The organism is Saccharomonospora iraqiensis subsp. paurometabolica YIM 90007 (genome assembly GCF_000231035.2).
GTDB classification, from domain to species: domain Bacteria; phylum Actinomycetota; class Actinomycetes; order Mycobacteriales; family Pseudonocardiaceae; genus Saccharomonospora; species Saccharomonospora paurometabolica.
In genome coordinates, this window is record NZ_KI912250.1 from 129766 (window position 1) to 140647 (window position 10882).

The window sequence follows — 10882 nt, forward strand, 5'->3', positions numbered from 1 at the left end:
GCCGTCCGGCTCAGGCGGCCACGCTGTGCAGGCCGTAGAACGGCCGGGTGACGTGGGCACCGCGTTCGCCCAGCCAGGCCAGCGCGGCATCGGCACGCCGCCCGGTGACACCGAGCCGGAACCGGGCGACCGGCGTGTCACCCACCCGCGTGGTTCCGCCCCCGAGGGTGGCGAGCTCCACGTCGAACCGGTCCGCGGCTTCCGGGAGCAACGCGCCGACCGCGGCGAAACCGACCAGCACCACGTCCGCGGCCCGGTCGTGGGCGGCGAGCTCACCGCGCGGGGTGTCGACCGACGGCAGGAGGGCCTCGGCGATCCGGCTGTCCGGTTTGCCGAGCGCACCGAGCACGGTCCCGCTGTCCACGAGTTCCCCCCGGTCCAGCAGCGCCAGCTCGTCGCAGACGCGGCGGGCGACGCCCACCTCCCGGGTGGTCAGTACCACGGTGGCGCCCAGCTCGGCGCGGGCACGGTCGAGCACCCCGAGCACCGCCCCGGTGTCCGCGCCGTCCACCCCGTCGGTGGGGTCGTCGGCCACCAGGACCGCGGGCCGGGTGCCCAGTGCCCGCGCCACCGCGACCCGCCTGCGCTGCCCCTCCGTCAGCTCCCCGGGCGACTGCGCCCCGGCGCGGGACAGCCCCACGAGGTCGAGGAGTTCGGTCACCCGCCCGCGCCTGCGGGAGGCGTCCATCCCCATCCGTTCGAGGGGTTCGGCGACGTTGCCCGCGACGGTCCGTTCGGTACGCAGCCGCGGATCCACGATCCCGACCTCGCGTTGGGTCGCCCAGAGCCGGCGCCCCGCCAGGCGTGCGGTGTCCACCCCGTCGTACCGCACGGTGCCCCGGTCGGGACGCTCGCGGAGGGCGAGGCACCGGACGAGCGTGGTCTTGCCCGCCTCCTGTGGTCCGAGGATGCCGTAGAGGGCACCCGCGTCGACGGTGAGACTCACCTCCCGCAGCGCGGTGGCCGGGAGCCGGTGGGACGAGGTGGCGAAGGATTTGCTGACATTCTCGACAGTGATCACGGAGAGCTCCGGAGAACAGCTCGACGCGACGTCCGGTACGGACGCCGCGGAGCGAGCGGATCGGGCAGGGTCAGACGCGCACGGTGGTGTGGCGACGACACGCACTCACCGTGCGGCGGCCCTGATCGACGACCCGGCGCCGGGTCAGCAGCGTGGGACGGCACTGCGCGCGCACTGCCCGGCGCTGCCGCGTCAGCGGAGTGGAGACGAACACGTTTCCTCCATCGCCCCTGGCGTTAGCACCTGCCCACCCGGGTGGTTGCTGCGACGTCCGCGAGCCAGGTCTCTCGGTCGCTCGGGATGGATACGCGGAAAGTACACCGGAGAGACGGCCGCGAGGGCAAGCCCGCAGCGAAACATCACACTTTCGCTGCAGTTGCGGACGTCACCCTCGCGCCGCGGCGGTCATCCGCACGCCGCTGCCGCGGCGGTCACGATCATGCCGCTGCCGCGGCGGTCACGATCATGCCGCTGCCGCGGCGATGGCGGCGAAGTCCTCGACCGTGAGTCGTTCCCCCCGCGCGGAGGGGTCCAGTCCGGCCGCCGACACCAGGTCCGCCGCGCGGGCGGCGGATCCGGCCCATCCCGCGAGCGCCGCGCGCAACGTCTTCCTGCGCTGTGCGAACGCGGCATCGACGAGTGCGAACACGGTGTCCCGGTCCGCGCCCCGGAGCGCGTCCGGCGGGGTGCCGTACCGCTCGAACGCGACCAGCGCGGAGTCGACGTTCGGCACCGGCCAGAAGACCGACCGCGGCACCGCCCCGGCGGTCCCGGCCCGTCCGTACCAGGCCAGCTTCACACTGGGCACGCCGTAGACCCGGCTGCCGGGACCGGCCGCCATCCGCTCGGCCACCTCAGTCTGGACCATCACCAGCGCGCGGTTCATGCCCGGGAGCTCGGCGAGCAGGTGCAGCACCACCGGTACCGCGACGTTGTACGGGAGGTTGGCCACCAGCGTCGTGGGGGTGTCGGCTCCGGCCTCCCGGATCTCGCCGGACCGCAACCGCAGCGCGTCCCGTTCGAGCACGGTGAGCCGGTCGATGGCGGCCGGGGCGTGGGCGGCGACCGTGTCGGGCAGCCGCCCGGCGAGTACCGGGTCGACCTCGACGGCGACCACCCGGGCACCGGCGGCGAGCAGACCGAGGGTCAGCGAGCCCAGCCCGGGTCCGACCTCCAGGACGGTGTCCCGCTCGTCGACCCGCGCCCGCTCCACGATCCGCCGCACGGTGTTGGCGTCGTGCACGAAGTTCTGGCCGAGCTTCTTCGTCGGCCGGAGATCCAGGGCGGCGGCCGCCGCACGGATCTCGGCGGGGTTCAGCAGGCCGGGTGTCTCGCTCACCCGGCCAGCTTAGAGGTCGGAGATGCCGGGACTCCGCCGGTGAGCCCCGGCGCGGGGATCACCGCGGCAGGCCCAGCTTCGACGAGCACGCGGGCCAGGCACCGTAGCCGCCCCGGTCGTCGCGGAGCTTGGTGGCGATCGCGATCTGCTGTTCCCGGCTCGCCTGGTGCGGCAGATTGGCGTACTGGTCGCCGCCGTAGGCGTCCCAGGTCTGCTTGTTGAACTGGAGGCCGCCGTAGTAGCCGTTGCCGGTGTTGATCGACCAGTCGCCACCGGACTCGCACCCGGCCAGACGGTCCCACACCGCGCCGCCGGAGATCTCCGGTTGCTTGGTGCCGACCCGCACCACCCGTTCCTCGGCCTCGGTGACGACCTCGGAGGACATCTCCTCCCGGTCGACGACCTGGCCGTTCTCCCGGGTGACCCGGTAGGTCACCAGCTCCTCGCCGGGGGTGCCCTCCTCCTCGACGATCTCCGTGCCCGCCTCGAGCTCGGGATCCTCGATCTCGCGGACCTCGGGCTCGATCCGTTCGGTCTGCTCCACCACGGAGACGCCGGTGCGGCTGATGTGCACCTCGGCGCCGTCGGTGAGCGAGAAGTCGCGGCCCTGTTCGAGGCGGTCCTCCGCGCCGAGCTCGATGCTCAGCTCGCCGAGCAGTTCCCCGGCGGTGACGGCCGTGGTGACCAGCTCCCGCGGCTCCTCGCCGCCGTCGAAGAGCGTGATCGTCTTCTGGGTCTTGACCTCCAGCCGCAGCCCCTCGAGGGGAACCTCGGCCCCCGGCGGGGTGGAGAACCACGCGTTGTCCCGGCCGAGATGGTCGAGACCGAGCTGGTTCAGCGCCTCGCCCACCGTGGAGGCGCGGACCCAGGACTCCTTCTGCTGCCCGTCCACGACCACGGTGAGGTGCCTGCCGCGCTCGAGCTTGATGACCCCGCCGTCGCCGACGGGGGCCTGCGGGGAGGGGGACAGGGCGTCGTGCTTGCCGACGGTGATCCCCGCGTCGGACAGCACCTCCCCGACGGTGTCCCCGTAGCTGCGGACGGTCTCCCGCTCGCCGTCCACGTTCACGGTGACGCTCTTGTTCATCGCGAGCGCCGCCGCGCCGCCACCGGTCAGCGAGATCATCAGGGCGAGCACGGTGCCCCGGAGGAACCGCTTCTTCCAGGTCTTGACCGCGTTGACGAGCCCGTCGTCCCGGCCGCCGTCCGCGGCCGGCGCGGTGCCGGTGTCGTCGCCGTCGGCGACCACGATCGGCGGGAGCATCGTGGTCTCGGCGTTGACGAGCCGGATCAGCTCGTCCACATCGACGTCGGCCTCGGCCATCATGCGGTCCGCGTCCGGGCCGAGCGCCGTGAGCACGTCCCGGGCGGTGACTTCCGGGTCCGGCGAGAAATCGAGGTCGTCGGACTCGCTCGGCCATTCGAGCATGGCGGTCGACGCGCTCGCGTGCCCGTCTCTACCAGTCACAGGGTCGATCCCTTCACGTAAGTCCACCGACTCCCGCAGTCAGCGCCGCCCTCACGTCCCGCAGGACGCTCTCCCCGACGTACACCGACGTGACTGTGGGCCGACCGGGTGATGGTCAGTCTCAGACCAATACCCGACACGGTCACGGGACCGTAACGAGAATCCGGGGGTTGCGCAAACACCTCCCCCGTACTCGTGAACTTCGTCACGACCCCGCCCCGGGTCCGCCCGCGCTCCGCCCCGCGACCGCGTCCGCGACCGTGCCCAGGCGAAACACCTGTTCCGCGGTGCGCGCGGTCGCCTCGGCGACCTCCTGTTCGGACTGTCCGCGTAACTCGGCGAGATTACGGACCGTGTACGCCGCGCAGTACGGCTCGTTCGGCCGCCCCCGGAACGGGTGAGGCGTCAGGAACGGAGCGTCGGTCTCCACCAGCAGCTGCCCGTCCGGTACGAGACGGGCGGCCTCGTGCAGCGCCCGCGCGTTGCGGAAGGTGACCGTCCCGGCGAAGGAGAGCACATACCCCGCGTCGACGCACCGGCGGGCGATGTCCGCGTCGCCGGAGAAGCAGTGGAACACCACCCGCTCCGGGGCGCCCTCGGCCTCCAGGATCGCGAGGATGTCCTCGTGGGCGTCCCGGTCGTGGATCATCAGCGTCTTCCCGAGCCGCTTGGCGAGGTCGATGTGCCGGCGGAACGCCTCCTGCTGGTCCCCGGGCGGCGCGTAGTCCCAGTAGTAGTCCAGGCCGGTCTCGCCGACGGCCACCACCCGGTCGTGCGCCGCGAGGTCCTCGATCACCTCCAGCTCGGCGGGGCCGAAACCGGTCGTGCGGGTCGGGTGCAGCGCCACCGCCCCGTACAGACGGTCGTCCCAGGTGACCGCCCGGGTGACCCAGCGTGCGGAGTCCAGGTCGTCGGCCACGGTGACGACCCGGGTGATCCCGGCGACCTCCGCACGGTCCAGCGCCGCCCGCACCCGGGCGGGATCCTCCGCACCGCAGGCATCGAGGTGGGTGTGCGCGTCGACCGTCGGCCGGACGAGCGGGTCGGGGACGGGTGGGTGTTCGCGGCGGCTCATGCGGCACCGTCCCCGTTCCCGGGACTGGTGATCGGGGCCCATTCCGGCCCGGTCTCGGCCAGCTTCGGGTCGAGCTTGGCGAACAACGGCCTCGGCTTCGCCAGCGGCCTGCCCACCTCGATCGGCACCGACGACCAGCGGGCCTGTTCGGCGGAATAGTCGCCGGACAGGATCGGGTTCGTCCGGTCGGGCAGATCGAGGTCGGCGACCTCGGACAGGTCCGGCTGGGCCGCCCACACCCCGCTGCCGCCGAGGGCCTCGTGCACCTTCTGCGCCGAGTGCGGCAGGAACGGCGTGAGCAGCGTGTTGGCGTCCGAGACCACCTGCAGCGCGGTGTGCAGCACGCTGTCCCGGCGCTCGGGGTCGTCGCCGAGCTTCCACGGCTGCTGGTCGGACAGGTACTTGTTCGCGGCCGAGACCACCCGCATCGCCTCGGACGCCGCCGCCTTGAACCGGGAACGCTCCAGGTGCGCGCCGACGGTGTCGAACGCGGCGCGGGCCTGGGCCTTGAGGTCCTCGTCCGCCTGCGTCGGCGCCTGCGGCCGGGGTACCCCGCCGTTGTTCTTGTGCGCCATCGTGACCGCGCGGTTGACCAGGTTGCCCCACTCGTTGGCCAGTTCGTAGTTGACCCGGCGGACGAACTCGTCCCAGGTGAAGTCGGTGTCCTGGGTCTCCGGCCCGGCGACGCCGATGAAGTAGCGCAGCGTGTCCGCGCCGAACTCGCGCAGGAAGTCGTTCACGTAGATGACCGTCCCGCGCGAGGTGGAGAACTTGGAGCCGCTCATCGTGAGGAACTCGCTGGAGACGATCTCGTCGGGCAGGTGCAGCCTGCCGTAGGGACCCGCCTGTCCGCCGTGGTCGCCCTCGCCGTTGTGCCCGAGCAGCAGCGCGGGCCAGATCTGGGCGTGGAAGGTGATGTTGTCCTTGCCCATGAAGTAGTACGAGCGGGCGTCGGGGTTGTTCCACCACCGCTGCCACGCGTCCGGCTCGCCCGACCGGCGGGCCCACTCGACGCTGGCGGAGAAGTACCCGATCACGGCGTCGAACCAGACGTAGAAGCGCTTCATCGGCTCGTTGCGCCACCCGTCGAGCGGGATCTTCACGCCCCAGTCCAGGTCCCGGGTGATCGGCCGGGGGCGCATGTCCTCCACCAGGTTGCGGGTGAAGTTCAGCACGTTGGGCCGCCAGTCCGTCCTGGTGGACAGCCACTTGCCGAGCGTCTCGGTGAAGGCGGGCAGGTCGAGGAACAGGTGCTCGGTCTCCACGAAGTCCGGCTTCTCCCCGTTGATCCGGGAAACCGGGTTGCGCAGGTCGGCGGCGTCGAGCTGGTTGCCGCAGTTGTCGCACTGGTCGCCGCGGGCGCCGTCGTAGCCGCAGATCGGGCAGGTGCCCTCGATGTAGCGGTCGGGCAGGGTGCGGCCGGTCGACGGGCTGACGGCCCCGGTGGTGGTCCGCGGCACCACGTACCCGTTGCGGTGCAGCGCGAGGAAGATCTGCTGGGTGACCTCGGCATGGTTGCCGGTGCTGGTGCGGGTGAACAGGTCGTAGGACAGGCCCAGCCCACGCAGGTCCTCGGCGATCTGCCGGGTGTAGGTGTCCGCGGCCTGCTGGGGACTCATCCCCTCCTTCTCCGCCTGCACCTGGATGGGGGTGCCGTGCTCGTCCGTGCCGGACACCATGAGCACCTGGTTGCCGGCCATCCGCTGGTAGCGGGAGAACACGTCGGACGGGACACCGAAACCGGACACGTGGCCGATGTGGCGGGGGCCGTTGGCGTAGGGCCAGGCCACCGCGGTCAACACAGGGGTGCTCATACCCGTTTAGCCTACGGATGACACCGCGCCGTACGCGCGCGAGGGAGCGACGGCGCGCTCCGACGAAGGGGGACCATGATGATCAGGGCACGCGGCCTCGCGCGGCGGTTCACCGCCCGGGGTCGCACCGTCGACGCCGTGCGGGGCGTCGACCTCGACGTGGCCGGGGGTGAGCTCGTCGGCTTCCTCGGCCCCAACGGGGCGGGTAAGACGACCACGCTGCGCATGCTCACCACGCTGTTGCGCCCGACCGCGGGCGAGGCCGAGGTGGCCGGCCGGGACCTGCTGGCCGACCCGGTGGGCGTGCGCAGGCACATCGGGTACGTCGCCCAGGGCGGCGGCACCCACCCGGAGAGCAGGGTGGCCGAGGAGATCGAACTGCAGGGCCGCTTCTACGGTCTGTCGAAGGCCGAGGCCCGGCGGCGCGGCACCGACCTCGCCGCGGAGCTCGACCTCACCGGGCTCGAACAGCGGCTGACCAAGACGCTCTCCGGTGGCCAGCGCCGCAGGCTGGACATCGCGCTCGGCCTGGTGCACAGTCCCCGGCTGGTGTTCTTCGACGAACCCACCACCGGCCTCGACCCGCAGAGCCGGGCGAACCTGTGGGACCACATCCGCACGCTGCGCGCCGAGCACGGGGTCACGCTGTTCCTCACCACGCACTACCTGGAGGAGGCCGACTCGCTCTGCGACCGGATCCTGGTGATCGACGGTGGGACGATCGTCGCCGAGGGCACCCCGGACGAGCTGAAGGCGCGGGTGTCCGGGGACCGGGTCGAGATCGGTATCGCCCCGGACGCCGCGGCGGCGACCGCCGACCTGGTGGACAGGCTGGACGGCGCGCGGGAGGTCACCGTCGCCGACGACGTCGTCCGGTTCCGGGTGCCGCGCGGGGACACGGCGATGCCCGAGGTGCTGCGCGTGCTGGACACCGCGCACATCGCGATGCGCTCGATCGAGGTGCACCGGCCCTCGCTCGACGACGTGTTCCTGACGATGACGGGCCGCAGCCTGCGCGAGGCGGAGACGTCCGCCCCGCCCGGCGACGGGCGGGGCCCGAACTCCGCGGACGAGATCGAGGAGGTCACCGATGTGGCATGACCTGTGGCTGGTGTTCCGGCGCGAGTTCGGCCTGTCGGTGCGCAACCCGACGTGGCTGGGCATCCAGCTGATGCAGCCGGTGCTGTACCTGACGCTGTTCGGGCCGCTGATGGAGAAGATGGTGGCCAACACCCCCGGATTCCCGCCCGGAGACGTCTGGACCATCTTCACTCCCGCGCTGATCGTGATGGTGGCGCTGTTCGGCACGTCCTTCGTCGGGTTCGGACTGCTGGCCGAGTACCGCAACGGGGTGATCGAGCGGCTGCGGGTGACGCCGGTGAGCCGGGTGGCGCTGCTGCTGGGCAAGGTGTTCAACAACGCGCTGCAGACGCTGGTGCAGGCGTGCGTGCTGATCCTGCTGGCGATGCTGGTGTTCGGGCTGCGGGCGCCGGTCGGTGGCGTCCTGCTCAGTCTGGTGATCGCGGCGCTGCTCGCGGTGACCATGGCGTCGTCGTCCTACGCGGTGGCGCTGACGCTGAAGAACGAGCAGGCGTTCCCGGCGCTGCTGAACTCCGTGATGCTGCCGGTGCTGCTGCTGTCCGGCATCCTCATCCCGATCACCAGCGGGCTCGCCCCGGACTGGCTGTACACGCTGTCCCGGATCAACCCGTTCAGCCACGTCGTCGAGGCCGAGCGGGCGAGCTTCCGCGGCGAGATCACGATCGACGCGCTGCTGACCGGCAGCGTCGTGCTCGTGGTGCTCACCGGGCTCGCCGTCTGGTGGGGCACCCGCACGTTCCGCCGGGAGAGCGCCTGAGCCGGGCGGCGGCCACACCCGTCCCGGTGTCGCGCCGTGGGTGATTCCACGGGCGCGGCACCGGCCGGGCGGTTAGCCTCACGCCATGGCGGACGAGGACGGCACCGGGTCCGCACACCCGGACGGTGTGGTCGCCGCCGGTGCGGCCGCCGGGTCCGGGACGACCGCGGAGCCGGTGCCGACGACCGGGATCAGCCTCGCCACCGGCGGGACGCTGTCCGCGCGGTCCGTACCCGCCATGCCCGCCTTCGTCGCGGTCCTCGTCACCGAGGGGCCGAACGGCGTCGCCTCGACCGCCGCACGGCTGCTCGGGGACATGCTGCGGGCCGGGGTGCGGGCCGGTCTCCGGCATCACGCCGACCCCGGAGGGGCCCGGGAACAGGCCCGGCACATGGTGCGCACCGGCCTCGACCTCGGGGCGTTCGCGCCGGGCGCGCTGGCGCCGTCCCTCGACGTGCGTGCCGAGGGGGTCGACGACCGGTTCGTCCGCACCTGGGTCCGGACCGTACGGCGGGTCGCCGAGATCCGCACCGTGCTCGTCCACGGCGACGACACGGTATGGCGGCACCGGCTGCGGCCGGACCGGTGGGCCGACGACGACGTGATACTGACGCTGGCCCGGCACAACGGCGTCCCCGGCAGGCCGGGATGGTTCCACCCGCGGCTCGGGACGCACGAGTACGCCGCGGGACACGGGGTCGGGCACGAGGCGCTCGTCTACCCGTTCACCTTGGGCGACCTGCTGCTGTGACCGCCGCCGTCCCGCCGACCGGCGAGCGTCACCCGGCGGCGAGCCTGCTGCGGGTGAGGAACACGTTGTACGGGCCCCACTGGGACACCAGGTAGTACAGGTCGGGCCCGTCGAGCGACCACGGGTGCAGGTAGCCGCCGTAGACGGCCGGGTGTTCCGCGGCGGGGACGACCACCTCGCCGGCCGACCACGGGCCGGTGAGCTCCTCGGCGCTGCGCAGCACGAGGCCCTTGCGGGACTCGTCGAGGTGCATCAGCAGCCAGCGGTCGAAGCCGCTGTGGTAGCCCAGCGACATCTCCCCGACCGGCCCGGTGAACACCGGGGCGGCCGCGGACTGCCTGCCACCCCAGCCGGTCCCGTCCCAGTAGCCGTAGCGGTCGGGGTGCAGGATCCCGTCCGGGCGGACCCGCGCGAGATAGCCGTCGCCGGAGCGGCCCTGGGTGGTACTGAACAGGTACACGTACCCGCCGGAGCGGACGAAGGCCCCGATCTGGAACGGGTCGTCGCGCCACCACCGGTTCTTCCACCGGGCCGAGCGCGGTCTGCGCCAGGTACGGCCGCCGTCGTCGGAGACCGCCACCCCGGCGTGGTCGGTCCGCCACCGGCCCGGCTCGCCCCACTCGCGCACCGACATGTAGTGCACGTAGTGCGTCCCGTCGAGCGCGATGCCGCCGTTCGGGATGACGGTGACCTCGTGGCCCGGCTCGGAGGGCAGGACCTGGGCGGCCGTGCCGTCCCCGCGCGCGACGACGTCGTCCAGGGCCAGCCCGGCGCCCAGATCCCGGGTGCCGGAGAAGGCGAGCACGTTGCAGCGCCAGTCGGCGTGGCCCGGCCCCGCACCGTGGGCGGCCCGTCCCGCGCCGAACGTGTCCCCGAACAACACGCACACCCGACCGTCCCCGGCGTCCCAGACGATGCCGAGGTCGGTGCCGTGGATGGCGAACCGCTCGTCCGTGCGGCCCGGCGACCCGGGTCCGGTCACCGGGCCGATCCTGGTCGTCTCCGTCACACGCACCACGCGGCCGACGCTAGTCGAGTCCCCCGACGGGGGAGAATGTCCGGTATGCGGGTCGTTCGGAGGGCGTTGCGGGCACGGGTGGCGCCGGAGCGCGCGGTGTGGCTGCTGGACCGGCGTGCCGCGCGGCTCGGCCTCGCACCACCCGCGGCTCTGTGCGGCGAGTGGTTCCACTCGCGCGCGGTAGTCGCGCCCAGCGTCCGCGTGACCCCCGTCGCGGGTACCACCGAGGCGTTCGGCACGCCCGCCCGGCAGCCCACGGTGACCGACGCCCCGGCCGGGACCGTGGGCGGCGGCTGGTTCGGCTACCTCTCCTACGACCTCACCGACCCCTCGGGCAGGCGGTGCGCCCTGCCCACCGCCGCCTGGGGGTTCAGCGACCACGTGCTGCGGCTGGACACCGACGGACGGTGGTGGTTCGAGGCGCTGGTGCCGGACGGCGAGGATCGGCACGACGCGGTGGCGGTGCAGGCGGACGAGTTGGACGCCCTGCTGAGCGACGGGGCGGACGGGGCCGACGGCACCCGCGCCGCCGGGCCGG

General features: G+C 72.7%; 9 protein-coding genes, 1 pseudogene and 1 riboswitch. Of the genes and pseudogenes, 4 read left to right on the forward strand and 6 right to left on the reverse strand.

Translation table 11 applies throughout. The annotated features are described in order from the left end of the window. Window positions 1–10 precede the first annotated feature (10 nt). The 5 genes from SACPADRAFT_RS0216695 to metG all read right to left on the reverse strand — a co-directional run bounded on the left by SACPADRAFT_RS0216695 (window position 11) and on the right by metG (window position 6717). Window positions 11–1021 (reverse strand): methionine ABC transporter ATP-binding protein, encoded by a 1011-nt coding sequence (locus SACPADRAFT_RS0216695; RefSeq protein WP_007023504.1) that lies wholly within the window; start codon window positions 1019–1021, stop codon window positions 11–13. Between the two features lie 218 nt (window positions 1022–1239). Beyond that, window positions 1240–1328: riboswitch (SAM riboswitch) on the reverse strand. Window positions 1329–1484: 156 nt separating this feature from the next. Further along, entirely contained in the window at window positions 1485–2360 is an 876-nt protein-coding gene (gene rsmA / locus SACPADRAFT_RS0216700; RefSeq protein WP_007023503.1) for a 16S rRNA (adenine(1518)-N(6)/adenine(1519)-N(6))-dimethyltransferase RsmA, read from the reverse strand. Between the two features lie 58 nt (window positions 2361–2418). Then, window positions 2419–3789: a resuscitation-promoting factor gene (locus SACPADRAFT_RS0216705; protein WP_007023502.1), complete on the reverse strand. Its 1371-nt coding sequence runs from the start codon at window positions 3787–3789 to the stop codon at window positions 2419–2421. Between the two features lie 244 nt (window positions 3790–4033). Beyond that, a complete protein-coding gene (locus tag SACPADRAFT_RS0216710) occupies window positions 4034–4903 on the reverse strand; it encodes a TatD family hydrolase (RefSeq protein ID WP_007023501.1) in 870 nt (289 codons plus the stop codon). Next, window positions 4900–6717 (reverse strand): methionine--tRNA ligase, encoded by a 1818-nt coding sequence (metG, locus tag SACPADRAFT_RS0216715; RefSeq protein ID WP_007023500.1) that lies wholly within the window; start codon window positions 6715–6717, stop codon window positions 4900–4902. The genes SACPADRAFT_RS0216710 and metG overlap by 4 nt, the downstream gene beginning before the upstream one ends. A 78-nt stretch (window positions 6718–6795) precedes the next feature. Between metG and SACPADRAFT_RS28295 the strand changes: the two genes are divergently transcribed. The 3 genes from SACPADRAFT_RS28295 (at window position 6796) to SACPADRAFT_RS0216730 (ending at window position 9326) form a co-directional block, all read left to right on the forward strand. After that, the gene (locus SACPADRAFT_RS28295; protein WP_007023499.1) at window positions 6796–7818 is read left to right on the forward strand and encodes a daunorubicin resistance protein DrrA family ABC transporter ATP-binding protein; all 1023 of its coding nucleotides are present in this window, start codon (window positions 6796–6798) and stop codon (window positions 7816–7818) included. Then, a complete protein-coding gene (locus SACPADRAFT_RS0216725; protein ID WP_007023498.1) occupies window positions 7808–8575 on the forward strand; it encodes an ABC transporter permease in 768 nt (255 codons plus the stop codon). Before SACPADRAFT_RS28295 ends, SACPADRAFT_RS0216725 begins: the two co-directional genes overlap by 11 nt. A gap of 85 nt (window positions 8576–8660) precedes the next feature. After that, on the forward strand, window positions 8661–9326 hold the full coding sequence (locus SACPADRAFT_RS0216730; protein ID WP_007023497.1) for a glycoside hydrolase family 25 domain-containing protein: 666 nt from the start codon (window positions 8661–8663) through the stop codon (window positions 9324–9326). Between the two features lie 28 nt (window positions 9327–9354). On the opposite strand, the gene SACPADRAFT_RS0216735 is transcribed toward SACPADRAFT_RS0216730, so the two are convergent. Then, window positions 9355–10344: a DUF4185 domain-containing protein gene (locus tag SACPADRAFT_RS0216735; protein WP_028662522.1), complete on the reverse strand. Its 990-nt coding sequence runs from the start codon at window positions 10342–10344 to the stop codon at window positions 9355–9357. A 45-nt stretch (window positions 10345–10389) separates the two neighbouring features. Between SACPADRAFT_RS0216735 and SACPADRAFT_RS33135 the strand changes: the two are divergent. Continuing rightward, window positions 10390–10882 (forward strand): annotated as a pseudogene (locus SACPADRAFT_RS33135) (aminodeoxychorismate synthase component I); the annotation flags it as partial.